This window comes from Cohaesibacter intestini, assembly GCF_003324485.1.
GTDB lineage: Bacteria > Pseudomonadota > Alphaproteobacteria > Rhizobiales > Cohaesibacteraceae > Cohaesibacter > Cohaesibacter intestini.
Genome location: NZ_QODK01000001.1, coordinates 291,153 through 309,796 on the forward strand (window position 1 = coordinate 291,153; position 18,644 = coordinate 309,796).

At 57.6% G+C, this 18,644-nt stretch carries 16 protein-coding genes; 2 read left to right on the top strand and 14 right to left on the bottom strand.

The features are described 5' to 3' along the window. Positions 1 to 12: 12 nt before the first annotated feature. The 10 genes from DSD30_RS01320 to DSD30_RS01365 form a co-directional block, all read right to left on the bottom strand. Complete coding sequence (locus DSD30_RS01320; RefSeq protein ID WP_114007801.1) at positions 13 to 1,134, bottom strand: M56 family metallopeptidase; 1,122 nt, start codon at positions 1,132 to 1,134, stop codon at positions 13 to 15. After that, complete coding sequence (locus DSD30_RS01325) at positions 1,109 to 1,516, bottom strand: BlaI/MecI/CopY family transcriptional regulator (RefSeq protein WP_114007802.1); 408 nt, start codon at positions 1,514 to 1,516, stop codon at positions 1,109 to 1,111. Before DSD30_RS01325 ends, DSD30_RS01320 begins: the two co-directional genes overlap by 26 nt. Positions 1,517 to 1,728: 212 nt before the next feature. Next, positions 1,729 to 2,007 carry a DUF2160 domain-containing protein gene (locus DSD30_RS01330; RefSeq protein WP_114007803.1) on the bottom strand — a complete coding sequence of 93 codons (279 nt, stop codon included), beginning with the start codon at positions 2,005 to 2,007 and terminating at the stop codon, positions 1,729 to 1,731. Continuing rightward, entirely contained in the window at positions 2,007 to 2,804 is a 798-nt protein-coding gene (locus DSD30_RS01335; protein ID WP_114007804.1) for a carbohydrate ABC transporter permease, read from the bottom strand. Before DSD30_RS01335 ends, DSD30_RS01330 begins: the two co-directional genes overlap by 1 nt. A 13-nt stretch (positions 2,805 to 2,817) precedes the next feature. Beyond that, the gene (locus DSD30_RS01340; RefSeq protein ID WP_198662769.1) at positions 2,818 to 3,708 is read right to left on the bottom strand and encodes a carbohydrate ABC transporter permease; all 891 of its coding nucleotides are present in this window, start codon (positions 3,706 to 3,708) and stop codon (positions 2,818 to 2,820) included. After that, positions 3,705 to 4,784, bottom strand: a complete 1,080-nt coding sequence (locus DSD30_RS01345) for an ABC transporter ATP-binding protein (RefSeq protein WP_114007806.1) — start codon at positions 4,782 to 4,784, stop codon at positions 3,705 to 3,707. Before DSD30_RS01345 ends, DSD30_RS01340 begins: the two co-directional genes overlap by 4 nt. Before the next feature lie 143 nt (positions 4,785 to 4,927). Next, positions 4,928 to 5,992: an ABC transporter ATP-binding protein gene (locus DSD30_RS01350; RefSeq protein ID WP_114007807.1), complete on the bottom strand. Its 1,065-nt coding sequence runs from the start codon at positions 5,990 to 5,992 to the stop codon at positions 4,928 to 4,930. A 232-nt stretch (positions 5,993 to 6,224) separates the two neighbouring features. Then, positions 6,225 to 7,961: an ABC transporter substrate-binding protein gene (locus tag DSD30_RS01355; RefSeq protein ID WP_114007808.1), complete on the bottom strand. Its 1,737-nt coding sequence runs from the start codon at positions 7,959 to 7,961 to the stop codon at positions 6,225 to 6,227. Between the two features lie 510 nt (positions 7,962 to 8,471). Then, positions 8,472 to 9,515: an AbrB family transcriptional regulator gene (locus tag DSD30_RS01360; RefSeq protein WP_157967508.1), complete on the bottom strand. Its 1,044-nt coding sequence runs from the start codon at positions 9,513 to 9,515 to the stop codon at positions 8,472 to 8,474. Positions 9,516 to 9,806: 291 nt separating this feature from the next. Beyond that, a complete protein-coding gene (locus DSD30_RS01365) occupies positions 9,807 to 10,871 on the bottom strand; it encodes an ABC transporter substrate-binding protein (RefSeq protein ID WP_245418325.1) in 1,065 nt (354 codons plus the stop codon). Positions 10,872 to 11,267: 396 nt separating this feature from the next. Here DSD30_RS01365 and DSD30_RS01370 point away from each other — a divergent pair, with 396 nt between their 5' ends. Both DSD30_RS01370 and DSD30_RS01375 read left to right on the top strand, forming a co-directional pair. Then, positions 11,268 to 11,945 carry a response regulator transcription factor gene (locus DSD30_RS01370; protein ID WP_114007811.1) on the top strand — a complete coding sequence of 226 codons (678 nt, stop codon included), beginning with the start codon at positions 11,268 to 11,270 and terminating at the stop codon, positions 11,943 to 11,945. Beyond that, positions 11,942 to 13,432: a sensor histidine kinase gene (locus DSD30_RS01375; RefSeq protein ID WP_114007812.1), complete on the top strand. Its 1,491-nt coding sequence runs from the start codon at positions 11,942 to 11,944 to the stop codon at positions 13,430 to 13,432. The genes DSD30_RS01370 and DSD30_RS01375 overlap by 4 nt, the downstream gene beginning before the upstream one ends. Positions 13,433 to 13,477: 45 nt before the next feature. Here DSD30_RS01375 and DSD30_RS01380 read toward each other — a convergent pair whose 3' ends face one another. The 4 genes from DSD30_RS01380 to DSD30_RS01395 all read right to left on the bottom strand — a co-directional run bounded on the left by DSD30_RS01380 (position 13,478) and on the right by DSD30_RS01395 (position 18,570). Next, the gene (locus DSD30_RS01380; protein WP_114007813.1) at positions 13,478 to 14,557 is read right to left on the bottom strand and encodes a DUF1513 domain-containing protein; all 1,080 of its coding nucleotides are present in this window, start codon (positions 14,555 to 14,557) and stop codon (positions 13,478 to 13,480) included. A 4-nt stretch (positions 14,558 to 14,561) separates the two neighbouring features. After that, positions 14,562 to 15,569 carry an imelysin family protein gene (locus tag DSD30_RS01385; protein ID WP_114007814.1) on the bottom strand — a complete coding sequence of 336 codons (1,008 nt, stop codon included), beginning with the start codon at positions 15,567 to 15,569 and terminating at the stop codon, positions 14,562 to 14,564. A 126-nt stretch (positions 15,570 to 15,695) separates the two neighbouring features. Continuing rightward, the gene (locus DSD30_RS01390) at positions 15,696 to 17,255 is read right to left on the bottom strand and encodes a di-heme oxidoreductase family protein (protein WP_114008558.1); all 1,560 of its coding nucleotides are present in this window, start codon (positions 17,253 to 17,255) and stop codon (positions 15,696 to 15,698) included. A gap of 61 nt (positions 17,256 to 17,316) precedes the next feature. After that, positions 17,317 to 18,570: an imelysin family protein gene (locus tag DSD30_RS01395; protein ID WP_114008559.1), complete on the bottom strand. Its 1,254-nt coding sequence runs from the start codon at positions 18,568 to 18,570 to the stop codon at positions 17,317 to 17,319. Positions 18,571 to 18,644 lie beyond the last annotated feature (74 nt).

The following is an 18,644-nucleotide window of genomic DNA, read 5'->3' on the forward strand; positions in this document are numbered from 1 at the left end:
CTGTGAGTGCCTTTAGCGGTTGCGAGCTGCCAGACGATCAAGATTGATGACAGTGGAGAACATGATCCGCTCATGGCTCCAGTCGTTTGGCTTTTGCATCATCACCGCGACCAGCCCGACCAATGCCAACACCGGAATCAGAATGGCGGAAAAAAGCGCACGATTGCGTTTGGCATTGCCACCAGCCAGCAGGGTCAGCATCCGCTGTTCAAGGAAGGCCGAGGATGGTTTTCCGGTGATCGACAGATCGAGCTGCACAAAGGCAACGCTGGGACGGGCCCGCAAGGTTTGCTCGCGGCGGCGCAGGCCCAACTCGCAGGTTCTGAGCAGGCATTCGCAATAGTCGCGGATGTCGACGCCATTGCGGGAGATCACCTGCTGATCGCAGCTCAGTTCTCGCAAGCGCTCGATATCACGCTTGAGGAAATGGAAGGCCGGATTCCAGAAAAAGACCGGGCGCAGAAATTCGAGCACCAGCTCCCACTCTGTGTCCCGTTGCCGCAAATGCTGGAACTCATGGCCCAAAGCCATACGCAGATCCTTGCTTCGCGCGAGCATATCGACCGGCACCACGATGTAGCGACGGAACAGGCTGCGTGTCGAAAAAGGCGTCGTCACGGTTTCCGACAGGATCAGATGGACATTGCCAAAGCTGCGCCATTCATAGCTTTTGTTCAGGATCACATGGAGGCGATAAAGGCTGAGGCATAGACGGCCAAGCCCGATAAGAAGCCCGAGACCCAGCAGGCCAGCGGTGATCAGTGCAAACCCGCTTTGAAGCGCAAGGAAATCATCGGTCAGCCGGGCGCGAAGGCCCAACAAGAGATCCAGCTCGGCTGCCTTGATATCAAGGGAGCCTTGCAGATATTGCGAGACCATCAGATCGGACAGGCTGAAGGACAGCGCATGTTCCGCCCCTTGGGGACGCATCATCTGATCGGACACCATGACCAAAAGGGGGAACAGGAAACAGCTCAAGACCAGCATCTTGAGCAGTTTGAGCGCCAAGGCCTTGTCGCCGGCAATGCCGGTGGCCCTCATGGTGGCACGCGTTCCAACCCAAATTCCAAAAGCGGCAATCAGCAGGATGTTTACATTCAGATAGACATCAAGGATCGAACCGACCGTTATCATTCTTCATCCTCCCCTCCACCAGTGCGCGGATCTCGTCGAGCGCTTCCTCTGACAGGTCGTCATCATCGACCAGTCGCGCCACGAGTGCTGCCGGGGTATTGTCGAAGAGTTTCTCCGAAATATCCTTCAGAAACCGCGTCTGATAAGAATCCTTTGTCAGCAGGGCTTGATAGACATGCGTCTTGCCCTCTTTTCGGCTTTCGACAAAGTTCTTTTGCTCCAAAATCCTCATGATCGTTGCGGCGGATGTGTAGGCAAGGTCGCGATCAGGTGGCAACATGGCCAGAATATCGCGCACATTTGCCTCACCCAGCTCCCAAAGTCGGGTCATAAATTCCAACTCGACCTCGGTCAGAAATTCGCTTCTCTTCTTTTTGCGCATAAGAATTCCCGCTGGCAAACCGTCGTTTCATGAGGCGGGCCCGTTCCGCTCTTCCCAAATATCGGAAAAGGACCCTGCTCCCCTTTTCATCCCCTGCCCTCGCTGGAAATCCAACGCGCGCAGAAGGTATGATCAGTAAATACTAAAGTTTTCGCAGATCCAAGCCTTTTTTGGAATTTTGGCGCATGAATGGCTTGAATCCGCGCTTTTCACTAGACTTTCCAGAAGCAGAAGGTCGCCCAGGCAAGCGCCAGTCCGAGCGGCGCCCAGAGCGGCATACCAAACAGGCCAAGCCAGGCGAGGAAAATATAGGCTGAGCCCAAAAGCGAGATGAAGAGGCGATCGCCGCGGGTGGTGACGAGGCCGAGCGCACCCAGACGCTCGTCGCCACCGGGATTGCGGATTTCCAGCGCCGTGATGATACCCATCGCCGAGAAAATTCCGATGAAAACCAACGCCGTTGGCCACGTCCATGCCATCCAACTGAGCATCATACCCTCCCCAGGGCAAAGCCCTTGGCAATATAGTTACGCACGAAATAGATCACGACCGCGCCGGGAATGATGGTCAGGGCCCCGGCGGCGGCCAGCAGTCCCAATTCATAACCGGCGCTTGAGGCCGTCTTGGTCATGGTGGCGGCAATCGGCTTGGCAGCCACCGCCGTCAGGGTTTTGGCGAGCAAGAGTTCCACCCATGAGAACATGAAGCAGAAGAAGGCTGCCACACCGACCCCGGCACTGATGGTTGGCAGAAAGATGGTGGTAAAGAAGCGCGGGAAGGAATAGCCGTCAACAAAGGCGGTTTCATCCAACTCCTTCGGCACGCCGCCCATGAAGCCCTCCAGGATCCAGACCGCCAGCGGAATGTTGAACAGACAGTGAGCAAGCGCCACCGCCAGATGAGTGTCAAACAGGCCAATGGCAGAATAGAGCTGGAAGAAAGGCAGCGCAAAGACGGCAGCGGGGGCCATGCGGTTGGTCAACAGCCAGAAAAAGAGCTGCTTGTCACCCAGAAACTTGTAGCGAGAGAAGGCATAGGCGGCGGGAAGTGCCACACAAACCGAAATGATGGTGTTGATCGCCACATAGGTGATCGAGTTGATATAGCCCCAATACCAGGTCGGGTCGGTGAAGATCACCCGGTAATTGTCCAAGGTCCATGTCTGGGGAACAAGCGTGAAGCCGGACAGGATCTCGCCTGTGGTCTTGAAGCTCATGGCCAGCAGCCAATAGATCGGCAGCATCAGGAACAGGATATAAAGGGTTGGTACGATGTATCTTTTTTTCATGATCCGATCCTCCCTAGTGGTCAGTTGGCTTGTCGACCTGCTGAACATCGCGGTTCATCAGGGTGTAGAAGAGCCAGGACACCAGAAGCGTGATGGCGAAATAGATCAGCGACATGGCAGCCGCCGGGCCGAGGTCGAACTGGCCAAGGGCGATCTTGACGAGGTCGATGGACAGAAGCGTCGTCGAGTTGCCCGGTCCCCCTCCGGTCAGGGTGAAGGGTTCGGTATAGATGTTGAAGCTGTCCATGAAGCGCAGCAGGATGGCGATGGTCAGCACCTGCTTCATTTTTGGCAGTTGGATGTAGCGGAAGACCGCCCAGCGCGAGGCGCCATCCACCTCGGCGGCCTGATAGAAGGCATCCGGAATTGAAACCAGACCGGCATAGGAGAGCAAAACCACCAGCGAGGTCCAGTGCCAGACATCCATGACGATGATTGTCACCCAAGCGGCAAAGGGGCTTTGGGTCATGTTATAGTCGATGCCCAAGGTGTGGTTCATGAAGTAACCCAACAGGCCAATATCCGGCAGGGTGAAGATGTTCCACATCGCGCCGACCACATTCCACGGGATCAGCATCGGCAAGGCCATGGTGACAAGGCAGACCGGCACCCAGAAGCCCTTTTTGGGCATCGACAGGGCAATGGCGATGCCCAGCGGCACTTCGATCACCAGAATGAGACCTGTGAAGAGGAACTGACGACCGAGCGCATTGTGGAAGCGCTCGGAGGTGAGGATCTGCTGGAACCAGTCCAGACCCTGCCAGAAAAACAGATTGTCGCCAAAGGTTTCCTGCACCGAGTAATTGACCACGGTCATCATCGGGATGAGGGCGTTGAAGGCCACCAGCACAAGGACCGGCAGGACAAAGAACCAGGCTTTTTGATTGACGCTTTTCATGGTCATGCTCCTTTGCGGGCCGTGGCGATCCAACCATCCCGGTAAAGGCGGGTGCGGTCGGCATCGAGCGCCAGATGCACTTCGTCGCCCGGATTGGGGGGCTGCTGTTCGGTGATGACGGAAATGGACGTGTCGCCAACCATCGCTTCGACGACATTGTGGCGGCCGACATCGGCGACCTTGCGGACGCGCGCGGCAAGGCCGGTTTCGGCAAAGGCGATATGTTCGGGCCGGACGCCAATCTCCGTTTTGCTGCCAGCCCCTTCTTCAATCCGGCCTTCGAGTGCGACGGGCGCACCATGGAACAGGGCTGCGCCGCCTTTCACCTCACAAGGCAAGATATTCATCCCCGGCGAGCCGATGAAATGGCCGACAAAGGTGTGGGTGGGGCGCTCAAACAATTCCACCGGTGTGCCGATCTGGACCACTTCGCCGTCCTGCATCACCACCACCTGATCGGCGAAGGTCAGCGCCTCGGTCTGGTCGTGGGTTACATAGATCATGGTGGCGCGAAGCTCCTGATGCAGCTCTTTGAGTTTCGAGCGCAACTTCCATTTGAGATGGGGATCGATAACGGTCAGTGGCTCGTCGAACATCACCACATTGATATCCTCGCGCACCAAGCCGCGGCCCATGGAGATTTTCTGCTTGTTGTCCGGCGACAGGCCCGCTGCCTTGACCTTGAGCATGTCGGTCACCTCGAGCATGGTGGCAATGGCCATCACGCGGGCTTTGACCGTAGCTTCATCCACGCCGCGATTGCGCAAGGGGAAGGCAAGATTGTCATAGACGCTCATCGTGTCATAGATGACCGGGAACTGGAAAACCTGCGCGATGTTGCGCTCAGCCGGTTTCAGCGTCGTCACATCCTGTTCGTCAAACAGGATCTTGCCTTCCGAGGGGACCAGAAGACCGGAAATGATGTTGAGCAAGGTCGACTTGCCGCAGCCCGATGGACCCAACAGAGCGTAGGCCCCGCCATCCTGCCAGGAAATATCCAACTGCTTGAGGGCATAATCATCCGGACCGGACGGGTTCGGATAATAGGAATGCCGCAAACCTGAAAGCGTAATCTTTGCCATGAGTGCTGTTCCTTCAAACGCATCGGCTGCTATGGCTGGCTATTGTGAGCCCTTGGTGGTTCTGGCCATCGCGCGATGCTGAAAATGCGAAACGGGTTGCTACCGGAATGCCCGCTCCCAAATGGAATAGGGGGCAAACGGCATCAGCGCGCCCTTTGTCCGTCCGGGTGGAAATAGAAGCAGTCCGCCGGGTCCATGTAGAAGACATGGTCGTCCCCGACCTTGTAGGGATGGACCCCGTGGGCCAGCGACACCCAGGAACGATCGCCCAAGCGAAAATGGGCGCTCGACTCCGAACCACTCAGCTCGGTCACCAGAACGGTGCCGGTCATGGCCACATGATGATCGCCCCGGCGCACCGGGCTGACATGATGGGGGCGGATAGCGATTTCATAATCGCCGTCGGCGAGATCGGCCGACGGACCGGAGGCCTGCCAAGTGACATGGCCATTGAGGCGGATTTCGCTGCCCTGTTTGGTGATCCGGGCTGCATTGATCGGCGGATCGGAAAAAACATCGGCAGAGACCAGATCATGAGGATCTCGATAGACTTCAGCGGTTTTGCCAAACTGGGTGACACGGCCATCTTCCATCAGGGCGGTATAGCCGCCCAACAACAGGGCTTCTTCCGGCTCGGAGGTAGCATAGACCACCACGGCTCCGCGCCCGGCAAACAGCTCGGGCAACTGGGCACGCAGCTCTTCACGCAGCTTGTAGTCGAGGTTGGCCAGAGGTTCATCGAGGAACACGGCCTTGCTTTCCTTGGCGATGGCACGGGCAAGCGCTGTGCGCTGCTGCTGGCCGCCGGACAGTTCGTGTGGGCGGCGATGGAGCATCGGGCGCAGTTGCAACAAATCGGCAGCTTCCTCGACACGGCCTTCGATTTCCGACTTGGCCATGCCTGCCACCTTCAGCGGCGAGGCGATGTTTTCGAACACGGACATATGCGGATAGTTGACGAAGAACTGGTGGACCAGCGAAATGGTCCGCTGCTGGGTGGTCTGTTTGGTGACATCCACCCCGTCCATCTCGATGGTGCCAGAGGCGCAGCGATCCAGCCCCGCCATCAGCTTGATGAGCGAGGTTTTGCCCGCTCCGGTTTCGCCGAGCAGAACATTGAAATGTCCCGGCTCAAGGCGCAGCGAGGTCTCCTTGATATGGAGGCGTCCATCGACCTGCTTGGTGATGCCTTTGAGTTCTAGCGTCATGTTTGAAATCACCCCGGTCGGCCACGCCGACCTGACTTGCTGCCCTACTGTTGGTCCGACTTGCTGGTATAGGTGCCTCTGCTAACCGAGGCTTTTTCGGATGCACCTGCCCCGGCCGGTCAGTCGCATGCAAAGCTGACAGCCGGTTGATGGCAGGGCGGAGGATTTGGATGAGACGAGATGCTCACCGAAGGCCGACCGGGGAGACCCCGGCCGGTCGGTTTGGTCTTTGTTAGTTGGCGTTCCACCGTGCAACCAGATCGTCATAATTGACGGTCTCGCCCTGCGGCTTCTCATTGTCCAGTTTCGGCTTGGCGCCGCCATTCTGGTACCACCAATCGGCGTCTTTCTCTTCATTCAGACGCGGACCACAGCCGCCATAGACATTGGCGCGTTCGTCTGCGACCTGCATGCGGGCCATGACCTGATCCATTTCACCGGCCAGACGATCCATGGCTTCCTGTGGGGTGAAGGCACCGGAGTTCACGTCCCCGATATTTTGCCACCACAACTGGGCCAATTTTGGATAATCAGGCACGTTGATGCCGGTTGGCGACCATGCAGTACGATCCGGCGAGCGGTAGAACTCGACGAGACCACCCAGTTTCTGAGACCGCTCGGAGAAGCTCTCATGATTGACCGAGCTGTCACGGATGAAGGTCAGACCAACGTGGGACTTTTTCACGTCAACGGTCTTGGAGACCACGAACTGGGCATAGAGCCAAGCGGCTTTGGCGCGATCAACAGGGGTGGATTTGAGGATCGTCCAAGAACCCACATCCTGATAGCCAACCTTCTGGCCTTTTTCCCAATAAGGGCCATGAGGGCTTGGCGCCATGCGCCACAATGGATTGCCCGCATCATCCACGGTGTTGTTGCCTTCGGACTTCGGCTTCACCATGTCGGCGGTGAAAGCGGTGTACCAGAAGATCTGCTGGGCGACGTTGCCTTGGCTGAGCGCTGGCAGGGACTGGTAGAAGTCGTAGGAAGCGGCACCCGGAGGGGCATAATTGCGCAGCCATTCGTCCCATTTGCGGATGGCATAGACAGCAGCAGGACCGTTGGCAGCACCGCCACGGGTGACAGAGGCACCGGCCGGGTTACAGGAGCCTTTTTCCATGCGGATGCCCCATTCATCGATCGGCACACCGTTCGGCTCGCCTTTGGAGCCAGCACCGGCCATCGACAGCCAGGCATCGGTCATGCGCCAACCAAGGTCCGGCGCACGCTTGCCATAATCCATGTGGCCATAGATCTGGACACCGTCAATTTCCTTGACGTCATTGGAGAAGAATTCGGCAATGTCTTCATAAGCGGACCAGTTAACCGGCACACCCAGATCATAGCCATATTTCGCCTTGAACTTGGCCTGAATGTCGGGATTGTCGAACCAGTCCTTGCGGAACCAATAGAGGTTGGCAAATTGCTGGTCTGGCAGCTGGTAAAGGTCGCCATCCGGGCCAGTGGTGAACTGGGTGCCCATAAAGTCCCCAAGATCGAGACCCGGGTTGGTCACATCCTTGGCGTCGCCTTGCATGAATTTGGTCAGATTGTAGGCCAGCTGCAGGCGGGAATGGGTGCCGATCAAATCGGAATCGTTGACATAGGCGTCATACAGATTGCGCTTGGTCTGCATCTGCGTCTGGACGGCCTGTACCACTTCCCCTTCCCCAAGGATCTGGTGGTTGACCTTGATCCCGGTGATTTCCTCAAAGGCCTTGGTCAGCACTTCCGACTCGTAGGAATGGGTCGGAATGCCTTCGGACAGGACGTTGATCTCCATGCCCTTGAATGGTTCGGCTGCCTTGATGAACCAGTCCATTTCCTTCATCTGTTCGTCTTTCGTCAGAACGGATGGCTGGAATTCGGAATCGATCCATTTCTTGGCGGCAGCGCTGTCTGCCTGAACGGCAGAGGATGTGGCAATCATGGCCGAAAGGGCCACTGCCGATAGCAGAATATTCCGCATTCTTTACTCCTCCCAAAGTAAGTTGGCCAGTCGACAAAACTGGTGCCACCATTCTCTGATCAAGGCGCGAAAAATGTCAAACTAAAATTTTAGTAGTAAAAAAGAAAAGCATAAGTTGTTGAATGTTCGTAATAAAAAGAGACGCAACTTGTGACGAACTATTCGGACTTGTGAACTTGGGAAGGCCTCACCCTTGGGCAGAGTTGCAAAAGCTGGATGCGCCGATGGACGATTCACCCTACCTTGGGATGGCCGCTTGATCCGGGTATGCAAATGGATGGAGTTGTGCTGAAAAACAGCCCCCGGTGAAGAGAAGGCAAAAGAAAGCCCCGGCACGATCCGTGTCAGGGCTTTTCGCTGTCAAACGTGGGTGTCGCAATTTCAATTCATAATTCAATCGCCCCAGAGCCTTCCGGGTTGCTTGCCTTATAGCGACATAATACCACATGAGGTGGTTCGTGAGTTGCGGCGGTTTGCGCTATCAGCCCTGCGGCTTTTGCATGGCATTGACTATTTTTCAGAATCGTCTGGCTCGGGATGAACCTTGTCCTCCCACATCAACACGGCCGGCGCGAGGAAAGTCAGCATCAACAGACGAAAGACATGCTGCGCAGCAACAAAGGTGGTGTCGACATCCATGATCACCGCCATGGCTGCCATGGCTTCCAGTCCGCCCGGAGCAAAGGCAATCAGCAATTGCGCCAAGGGCATATCGAGCAACCATGCAGCAAGCGCTCCCCCGGCGACCGCCATCAACGAGGCGAGAGCCATGGCCGCCAGACCGGCGCCCGCTGCCCGTCGCAACTGCTCCAGGGTGACATTGGAAAAACGACTACCGATGATCGCCCCCATGACGGCGAAGGCGATCATGGTCAGCCATGGGGGCATCTGGCCTTCGACGACACCACTGACATGGACGCTGGTCGAAGCCACCATGCCGCCAAGCAGAAAGGCGGCGGGAAACCGGATCCGCAACAGGCCCAGACCGATCACTGCGGCGGCCGGAGCAAGGGCCAAAAGCGAGAACAAGGGCATGATCGGGCGCGGGGCCGAACTGCCGATATGCCCCAACCCAAGCATCATCACCGCAAACGGGACCACCACGGTCAAGGCCATCACCCGGATCGACTGAATGATCGAAATCGACGGAAGATCGACATTTTTCTGGCTGGAAAGGCCCAGAATGAAGCTCAGATGCCCGGGCGATGACGCCAAAGTTGCCGAACGCATGTCAAAGCCCCAGAGCCGATTGAGCATGGAGCGGCTGCCAAAAAAGGTCGCCAGCAATGAGACGACCAGAATGACCGAAGCCAACGGCCAGAGGCTGATCGTGTCGATCACTTCCGGGGTCACTCCGGAGCCCATGGACAAGCCGATGATGGTGAAGCAAATGTTGCGCAACAGGTGGGGGATGTCGAGAACAAAGCCGGACAGGCAGGCGACAGTGACAAGGATGGCGGAACCGGTCAGATAGGGAGCAGGAAAGCCTGCCAGAGACGCAAGAAAGCCACCCACAGCTCCAATGCCGAGGGTCAGACTTGTTTGCTTGATCATGTTCCCATCCAGACTGAAGTGGGGCATCTGGTGGTCTCCGTGGCGTGATCCGGACCGGACAGACGGCAAGGAAGCCAGAACTGTAACGCGTCCGATAGGGGCAGTGCGGCAACAGACGCAGAGCATGGCGGCAAGACACCGCGATGGTCCGCTTGGGAGGGCTGTTGCATCGAAAAGCTGATCCCAGTCGATACGCCTATTCCCAGCAATGTCAAGTGGTTGCATGCTTTTGCATGGATAGTACCGCGCCGGAAAGCTGGCGGCTAACCGGCGTTCAGACCCGTTGTCCGCTTACTGCGATTTCAGCGCCTTGTTCCACTTTTCAACAATGCGGGCGCGCTTGACCTGATCGAGATAGACCATCAGGCTTGGTCGAACGGCAATGGGCCTTAGGCGGCTGCCATGGGTCTTGGACATCTGCGTGAATGTGTTCTTGCCGCTGACCATGGGATGAAGCGCTGGCAGGCGAACCTGCTTGGACATGATCTCCTGCCCATGCTCACTCATCAGGAAAGTCAGGAACCGTTTGCCCAGCTCCGGCTCACGGGCGGCTCGGGGCACCAGCGCGATGCGCGACATGACCAGCGTATAGTCTGTTGGCAGGATGATGCCCAGTTCGGGGTGCGATTCAACCCAGTGGTTGGCGTAGGATCCGAGAATATTGTAACCCAATGCAAACTGCCCCTGCGCAACCCGTTGCAGGATGGCCGATGAATTGGAATAGAGCTTGACGCCCGCGCTGCCCATGGCACTGACCAGATCCCAGAGATTGCGATCGTGCTTCTCATCCATGGCAAGGAACATGTAACCGAGCCCGGCGCGTTCAATGTCATAAGTCGCCACACGGCCAAAATAGATGTCACCCTGCTCGCGCAGCAGCTTGGTCAACTCCACGCGCGAATGGGGGGGCTCGGTATTGGCGAAGGTTGGCTTGTGATAGACGATGACAGCCGGTTCAAACGTCAGGGCAAAGGCCGTGTTGCGCCAACTCGCCCAGTTGGGCCAAAGGTCTTTCTGTGGCACCACCACAGGCTGGGCATAGCCATCATTGGCAAGCTTGATCTGAAGATCCATGGCCGACGAAATGGTCAGGTCAGCGGTTGCGCCCGACCGGTCGCTTTCCGTGGTTACCCGTTCATAGACATCCTGCGTCAGCATTTCGACATAGGAAATGGCAATGTCGGGATTGGCGGCGCGAAAGGCTTCCAGCAACGGCATGGAAAGATTGGTGTCCAGCGACGAATAGATCGTTACCGTGCCCGTCTCGTTGGCCGGGTCGAGCGCTGGAAACAATGTGCCATTCACCGATGCGGCATGGATCGGCGTTATCCAGCTGATGATCAGCAGAGCAATCACGCTCAGCCAACATATCGGATGTCGGCCCCTTCCCTTGCGGACAGCCCTTCCCGTGCGGACAGATGGCGTCATATCGTCTTGATCCTCCCCAATCGATCTTCAGCCCGCTGCGTCCGTGCGGTTCCCTGATCCGCCCAAATGCAGCCTGTCTCTAGAGGTATCGTGTCAGTCCGGCACAATCAACCATGCATTCCCCTGCTTGTCCCAAAGACCCTATGCATTTCGTCGCCGATGCATAATTGCTTGTGAAAAGTCTCTCCTGTGGTGAAAAGCCAGAGACACCCTTTCAGAAATGGCACGCAACGGGCATGATTGCGACCGTGAAACCCAAAATTTGCTGGGCATCGACGTCGGGATATCCTATGACGAGGACAAGACGGCAAGCGGGAGGCATGCATGCGCATTTTGGTTATCGAAGACAACACAGCCCTGTCTCAGGGTCTGGTCAAGATCCTTGCAGGCCATGGCTATGCCGTTGATTGCGTTCACAGTGGCAGCGATGCCGATGCCGTACTGACCGCCCAGAGCTATGATCTGGCGCTGCTTGACCTCAACCTGCCGGAGATGGACGGGTTTGAAGTGCTCAAAACCATGCGGGCCCGGAAAAATGACACGCCAGTGCTGATCCTCACGGCGCGTGACGGCCTTGAAGATCGTATCCGGGGGCTTGATCTGGGGGCAGATGACTATCTCACCAAACCGTTCGAAATCTCCGAGCTTGAAGCCCGCATCCGGGCGCTGCTCAGGCGACGCTCGGGGGCCATGGCGGCCAAGCTGGATTTCGGCTCGATCAGCCTCGACATGACAAGCCGAACTCTGTTTGCCGATGGCTCGCCAATCGAGATTCCGGCACGGGAGTTCAACGTTCTGGAAGCGCTGATGCTGGCCAATGGGCGAGTTTTGTCCAAAACCCAGATTCTGGAATCCCTTTCGAGCTTCAAGGATGAGTTGAGCGAAAATGCCGTGGAGCAATATATATCCCGCCTGCGCAAGCGGCTTGCGCCGCAAGGGGTGAAAATCAACACGGCCCGCGGTTTGGGCTATTATCTCAAACAACAGGATGGCCAAGCATGAAGCCCCCGGCTTCCCATGCGTCCTATTCCCTGCGCACGCGGTTGCTCCTGTGGCTGCTGATGCCGCTTGGCTTGATTTCTCTCCTGTCGTTGCTCGACAGCTATTTCAGCGCCCGCCAAACCGCCAATGACGCGGCGGATCGGGTTCTGGCCGGCTCGGTTCTGGCCATTGCCGAACGGGTCTTCGTGAATGGCAATGGGGAGCTGGATGTCGACATCCCCTATGTGGCGCTCGACATGCTGACCTCTGCTGCGCAGGACCGGGTCTTCTACCGCATCGATGGACCGGACAATCGGTTCGTGACCGGCTATCGACAGTTGCCGGTGCCCGACAGCCCTGCCAGAGTGCCAGCCCTTGGGCCCATGCAGTTTCTTGATTCCCGTTATCGCCTTGATGACATCCGCATCGCTGTGCATCATTCCGCCGCCTCCTCGGGACTGAAGTCGATTCCCTTCCGGGTCAGTGTGGCGGAAACCACCGTGGCACGAGCCCGGCTGACCAATGAAATCCTGCTCAGAAGTGCCTTTCGGCATCTGATCCTGATCCTGTCGGCTGGCATCATCGTCTGGTTTGCTGTGACATGGGGCCTGAAGCCTCTGGAAAAGCTGGAACAGGCCATTGGCCGGCGCAGTCACGATGACTTGCGCCCCATCGAGCATACCGTGCCGCAAGAGGTGAATGGCCTCGTCCAGCATATCAATGCCTTCATGGCCGGGCTGGCTACGGCGATTGCAGCCCTCAAGCATTTTACCGGCAATGCCAGTCACCAGATCCGGACGCCATTGACCATCATCCGCACCCAGATCACGGTGGCCCAGCGGGCCAAGACCGTCGAAGACATGCATGACGCCCTCGATGCCTGCAATCTGGCGATCGGCGACGCAGAGCGGATGATTTCGCAAATGATGGTGCTGGCACGGGTCGATGAGAAAGCCTCGCAGGAACTGCGCAAGGCACGGGTCGATCTGGCCCATGCGGCACAGCAAATTACCATGTCTTTCGTGCCGACGGCCAGTTCCGCAGGCTTTGATCTGGGGTATGAGGGTGAGGATCACTTGATCTGTGTCGGCGACCCGGTGCTGATCGGGGAGCTGCTGAAAAATCTCATCGACAATGCCATCAAGCATGCCATTGGCGGCGACGAAATCACCGTGCGGGTGACCGCTGTCGATGGAGCGGCCATGTCGGCGGATGCTTTGAAAGCCGAGACGGCCACTGACCATAGCACCCAGGACCTTGCAGCCATGCGCTGGGCTTGCCTTGAAGTGCAGGATAATGGTCCGGGCTTGCCAGCAGATGCGCTGGCCAGTGCAACCCGCTTTTCAACCAAGTCACACAGCACCAAGGGGACCGGGCTGGGGCTGGCCATTATCAAGGAAATTGCCGCGCTGTTCGATGGGCGAATGAGCCTGCAGCCTGATGAAGCGGTCAGCGGCAGTCTGATCAGGGTCTATTTCCCAACCATCCCGCTGGAGGACGAGACCTGACAGGATCGCGGCAAGGCAGCTTAGACAAGCTCTGATCAGGCGGGATCAAGCAAGGGGCACCAGATGGTTGTCCCATTGATGGCTGTAGCTCTCGCGACTGACCCTGTCACCCTCCGAGCTGACACAAATCTCGCCAGTGCCAGCGGAACGGATCAGCTCCGTGCCACGAAGTGCCACCCCGCAGACATCGGTTTCCTCGATCGCTTCGACCAGATGGCCGGTGCGGGCATCCATCAACAACAACAGGTTACCACGCGGCGATGTAGCTGCAACCAGACCACTTTCGGCCGAATAGGCGATGCTGCCAATATAGCCTTTGAGGCGCTGGTGCAGATGGTCTGGCACCTCCAGAAGACGCGGCGTCTGCCCCGGCTTATGCAGGCCGATCAGGGCCGGGCTGCTATGGACATCTCCTTGCCATTGCATCCCGAAAGCCACCTGCCCGTCCGAGCCGACGCCAAGATGACGGATGGAATTTTTGTGCATCCGGCGCGGCAAGACAAGCTGATCGGTTACGTCACCTTTTAGGGTCATATAGGTCAGATTGGGTTCCATCACCGGGATGTTGAGCTTCTGTCTGCCGCTGTCCGGATGGGTTTCGATGCCGCCATTGGCAACAACCAGATGCTTGCCGTCGGGCATCAGTTTGACATCGTGGGGGCCGATGCCATTGGATGGAAACTCGCCAATGCGTTCATACCAGCGATCCACGCTCCAGACGCCAATCATGCCGTTCGAGTTTTCGAAGTCGTTTTCGCTGGTGAAGAGAATTTTGCCGTCCGTTGTGTAGGTACCATGGCCATAGAAATGCCGCCCTCTTGGGGGTTCCAGCACCTGACGGATCAGGCCATCCACACAATCGACAACCAGGGCAAATCGACCTGGCCGACGCGCAAAACCAACAATTTCCGGCTGTCTGGGATGGGCGGCTGCCGCATGGCCACGATCCGGCAACGGCACCTCGAAGGAAATGCCTCCTTCATGGTTCAAACCAAACAACGCATAAGCGCCATTGTTCTTTCTGGCAGCGGAAATATAGGATGTCGGACCAATGCTGGCCCAAGTGAGGGTCGGACACAGGCCGACCGCTGCCATGCCAGCCATGAAAGAGCGGCGGTTGGTCATTCTGTCAGTCTCCATCCAGTGAGTTGAAACCAGCGCCAATGCCGAGCTTCTGGGCTAGATACACGTCCAGATATTCAAGAATCTGGGTTATGGCCACCTGCAACGCTTCGACCCGGATACGCCCCTGAATGGTGGCTACGGTGGAAAAGGTTGGGTCGTTGAGGTCTTCGGCCAACTTCAGGGCATTGGCAAAACGGCCATCGATATCAGCATCGCCGTCCGAAAGGATCATCGCCAGTTCACGGGTGGACTCGATCGCCATTTGAACATTGCGCAGCGAGCGCCCCGAGCGCCAGGCTTCAGCACGGCGCGGGCGGGGCTTTTTGAAGCTGCCCATCGGGCGGCCAAGCCGGGTCTGCGCGGTGAATTCAAGGCCGGTCTTGAGCGCGGTGTAGATCTGCTGCACTGCCTCGGCCTTGTCGCGGTAGATGTCGTTGCCCGGTTCGGTGATGCGCGTGGCGTAATCGGTCTGCCAGTCCGCCAATATCGCCTCGACATTGTGTGTGATGTCGGCGGTGATCAGCTTGACGAGATCGCAATAATGCCTGGCGGGTGTCTCAACAAAGCGCTTGTCATAAAGCAGGAAATCGAGCGCATAGAAACCCCGCCCCGCAATCGAGACATGACGGAAGTCTTCAAGGCTCTTCAACGCCGGATCATCGCCCTTCAAAAGCCGGTGCAGGGTTTTGGGCGTGAAGCCCTTGCTGTCGGGCCAGAAAGCCAGCGCGAAGGCACGATCATCCTGCTCTGAGGGACCAAAGCGCAAATGGCTCACAGCAATCCAGGCATCAAAGGCCGTGTGATAGGCATCCCTGACTTGTTCTTGATTGGTCCCGCATGCATTTTTGGCGGTCTGTTCGAGCGCCTCGGCGCGTTCGAGCAACGTTTCATAGCGCGGAATGATATGCGCCTGAACAATCGCCTCAAGGTCCACCTCCTCTGTCGGGGTCGCGGCAAATGTGGGGCTTGCACCCATCAACAAGGCAAAAAGGGCGAGGCAGTATTTCAGCATTGTAGCATCCAGTTCCCGTCATGCGCCTCACAGTGCGCAGACTGACAGTCGGTCATTGCGCGAAGGAATACCCCATTCCCACAGACGCCAAGCCAACATTTATCACTTATCGGCATGTCTGTCATATTACAGACTTGTCAAAAAACGGATCAGGTCCTGTCTTTGGTCCGGTTCCATGGCAACCACGGCGTCGCGCTGGTTTTGCGCTTCGCCCCCATGCCACAAAACCGCTTCAAGCAGCGTGCGGGCACGGCCATCATGCAAATAGCTAGCCTTACCGGTTACCTGTTCGCTCAACCCCAGCCCCCAGAGCGGCGGGGTGCGCCACTCGCGGCCATTGGCAACCGCTTCGGGACGATTGTCGGCCAAGCCGTCCCCCATGTCATGGAGCAAAAGGTCGCTATAGGGCCAGATCAGCTGGAAGGATTGCTCGGCGCGGTCCGCCAAGCGATGGGTGACAAAGGCGGGGCGATGGCAGGCGACACAGCCGGTCTGATGAAACAGCATCTTGCCCCGGAGCACCTCGGGGTCATCAACATGCCTGCGCGCAGGCACCGCCAGATTACGGCTATAAAAGGTCACCAGATCAAGGCCGGTCTCATCCACCTCCCAATGGCGCGCATCGCCGTCCCCATGGATTGCCGTGCGACACCGGGCCTGATGGGTCGTGCAATCGCCCCACGGATTTTGAAAGAGTGGCGTCGAGATGCCGATATCACCGGAAAAGGCATCGGCTGCCTGTTGGCGGACGGTGGGCATGCCAGCCTTGAGACCGAAACGACCAAGCATCGGACGGCCATGTTCAACCGACCAGACACGATTGGGTCGACCTGAAATACCATCTTCATCGCGATCATCCGGGTCGGCCAAGGCCAGAATATCGGCTGCGGGAATGGCTTCGAGCAGGCCTAGCCCGATCATCGCCGGGGCAACGCGTGGGCTGAGCATTGCACCCTTGTGCAGCGGCCCATAGCCCAGTCCTGTCACCTGGTAGGTCGGCATTTGCAGGGTCGCAGTCTCACCGCCATTGAGCGCAACCTTTTTTTCCTCATAGCTCACTTTGAGCTGAAATTCGGCCCCGTGGCCGACGGCACTGAAATCCTGCAGCTGGTAGCCATAGGTTGGATCGGGGCCATAGGCGTGATAGCCGGGTATCTTGTCCTGCAAGGGATGCGAGGCAGCAGGCACCGAAACCCGCAGCAGCATCGAGACCGCACTGTCTTCATCGCTCTGTGGTGGATGGCCACGCCCGTCATTGATGTGGCACCGGCCACAGGAGCGGGCATTGTAAAGCGGGCCGAGACCATCGGAGGCTTTGGTGGAGGAGGGAGAGGAGACCCATAACTTCTCAAACAGGCTGTTGCCAAGCTCGAAATCGAGGGTCTTGTCAAAGTCCATGTTGCCAGAGGGCTGCGCAAAAGCCCGCTCATCCGACTTCGCTTCGACTGTGGCCGCCCCTGCGGACATCCGCTCGAAGGGCTGAGGCTTTGAGAAATCAGACGGGTATGCAGTCACCGCCCTGATGCGGGCACGCTCGGCCTTGGTCCGGGGCACCAGATCAAGGTGGGGATCGTCGTTGATGGCGTCATAGATGGCCGGGACGGTCCGGTCTGCTGGGCTGAGGGGATCCGCCCACGCTGTCTCTGCAAGGCAGACTGCGGCGGCGAGGATCAGAAATCGGGTCATCAGGATGGTCAATTCGCAGGAGAAAGGGTGCGGCCCTTGAGAACCGCACCCCGCAAGAGATCTATTCAAAAACCTTGCTTGGATTGTCAAGGCTGTCGGAGCCTTCAAACTCAACCTGATCAAGCTTCAAGGCTGAGACCACACGCTCGATGCTCTTGGTCTGGTCGACCAGCGCATCGACGCCCCCCATGATCAGCGCTTCGCCGCCCTTGTTGCCACGCTCCAGCATGGAATCGTAGCTGAAACCGGCTTCCGCTGCCGATTTGATGCGGCCAAGCTTCATCATGGTGGTGGAGAGTTTGCCCCGCAGTTCGGCATCCAGATCCTTGTCGGACTTGGTGACCAGAGCAGACAGGGACGCCCCGTTGACCCGGGTGCCATCAACCCGGACATATTCGCCCAGATAGACATTCTGGATGCCCAGACCATCATAATAATGGCTGTTATGGGTGTTGTCCGAGAAGCAATCATGCTCTTCTTCCGGATCATTCAGCATCAGACCAAGGCGCATGCGCTCACCGGCCTGTTCCCCATAGGACAAGGAACCCATGCCGGTCAGAATGGTGATGATCCCAGCATTTTCATCGGCGGTCAGTGCCTTGCGTGCATCGCCTTCCGGCGCCCACTGGGCTGACATCCAGCCAAGATCGGAGACCAGCAGATCGGTCGCAGCCTTTAGATAAGCCCCGCGACGGTCGCAATGGCCATTGGTGCAGGCGTCCCCTTTGGCATAGTCGGTCCAGGCGCGTTCCCCGGCCCCATGTGCGTGACCATGGGTGTCCTGACCCCAGAGCAGGAACTCGATCGCGTGGTAACCGGTTGCCACGTTGGCTTCGACACCGTCGGCTTCGTGCAAGGTGTCTGACAGAAGCTCAGGGGTGATGTCGGTTGCGTCGATTTCCTTGCCAGACAGCTCGAATTTCGGATTGGCAATGACATTCAATGCGGCATAGGCATTTTCATCGGTCGGACCGCCATAGGAGGCATCGACATAATCGATCAGGCCTTCATCCAGCGGCCATGCATTGACCTTGCCTTCCCAATCATCAACGATGGCATTGCCAAAGCGATAGACCTCGGTTTGCTGATAAGGCACGCGAGAAGCCAGCCATGCGGCCTTGGCTTTGTTCAAGTTGGTTGCCGATGGATCGGCGATCAGCGCGTCGACAGCGGACTGCAGCTTCTTCGCCGTTGCAAGGCTGTCTTGGTATTTCGCCTCAGCAATATTGGCATAGGTTGCCAGAATGTCGCTTTTCTCGGATGCCTGGACACCAAAGGTCAGCCCCATCGTGGCGGCAATAGAACCAAAAATCATAAGGTCGCGTTTTTTCATAACGTCGCCCTTTCCCCTTTTTCAATATATCTTGTCGACCCCGACATCCGCCCTGT

Bases quoted from the DNA above. Each gene is read 5' to 3' on its own strand.
- DSD30_RS01320 (WP_114007801.1), bottom strand. From the start codon at position 1,134: ATGATAACGGTCGGTTCGATCCTTGATGTCTATCTGAATGTAAACATC.
- DSD30_RS01385 (WP_114007814.1), bottom strand. From the start codon at position 15,569: ATGCTGAAATACTGCCTCGCCCTTTTTGCCTTGTTGATGGGTGCAAGC.
- DSD30_RS01370 (WP_114007811.1), top strand. From the start codon at position 11,268: ATGCGCATTTTGGTTATCGAAGACAACACAGCCCTGTCTCAGGGTCTG.
- DSD30_RS01390 (WP_114008558.1), bottom strand. From the start codon at position 17,255: ATGACCCGATTTCTGATCCTCGCCGCCGCAGTCTGCCTTGCAGAGACA.
- DSD30_RS01330 (WP_114007803.1), bottom strand. From the start codon at position 2,007: ATGCTCAGTTGGATGGCATGGACGTGGCCAACGGCGTTGGTTTTCATC.
- DSD30_RS01360 (WP_157967508.1), bottom strand. From the start codon at position 9,515: ATGATCAAGCAAACAAGTCTGACCCTCGGCATTGGAGCTGTGGGTGGC.
- DSD30_RS01380 (WP_114007813.1), bottom strand. From the start codon at position 14,557: ATGACCAACCGCCGCTCTTTCATGGCTGGCATGGCAGCGGTCGGCCTG.
- DSD30_RS01340 (WP_198662769.1), bottom strand. From the start codon at position 3,708: ATGACCATGAAAAGCGTCAATCAAAAAGCCTGGTTCTTTGTCCTGCCG.
- DSD30_RS01375 (WP_114007812.1), top strand. From the start codon at position 11,942: ATGAAGCCCCCGGCTTCCCATGCGTCCTATTCCCTGCGCACGCGGTTG.
- DSD30_RS01355 (WP_114007808.1), bottom strand. From the start codon at position 7,961: ATGCGGAATATTCTGCTATCGGCAGTGGCCCTTTCGGCCATGATTGCC.
- DSD30_RS01395 (WP_114008559.1), bottom strand. From the start codon at position 18,570: ATGATTTTTGGTTCTATTGCCGCCACGATGGGGCTGACCTTTGGTGTC.
- DSD30_RS01350 (WP_114007807.1), bottom strand. From the start codon at position 5,992: ATGACGCTAGAACTCAAAGGCATCACCAAGCAGGTCGATGGACGCCTC.
- DSD30_RS01325 (WP_114007802.1), bottom strand. From the start codon at position 1,516: ATGCGCAAAAAGAAGAGAAGCGAATTTCTGACCGAGGTCGAGTTGGAA.
- DSD30_RS01335 (WP_114007804.1), bottom strand. From the start codon at position 2,804: ATGAAAAAAAGATACATCGTACCAACCCTTTATATCCTGTTCCTGATG.
- DSD30_RS01345 (WP_114007806.1), bottom strand. From the start codon at position 4,784: ATGGCAAAGATTACGCTTTCAGGTTTGCGGCATTCCTATTATCCGAAC.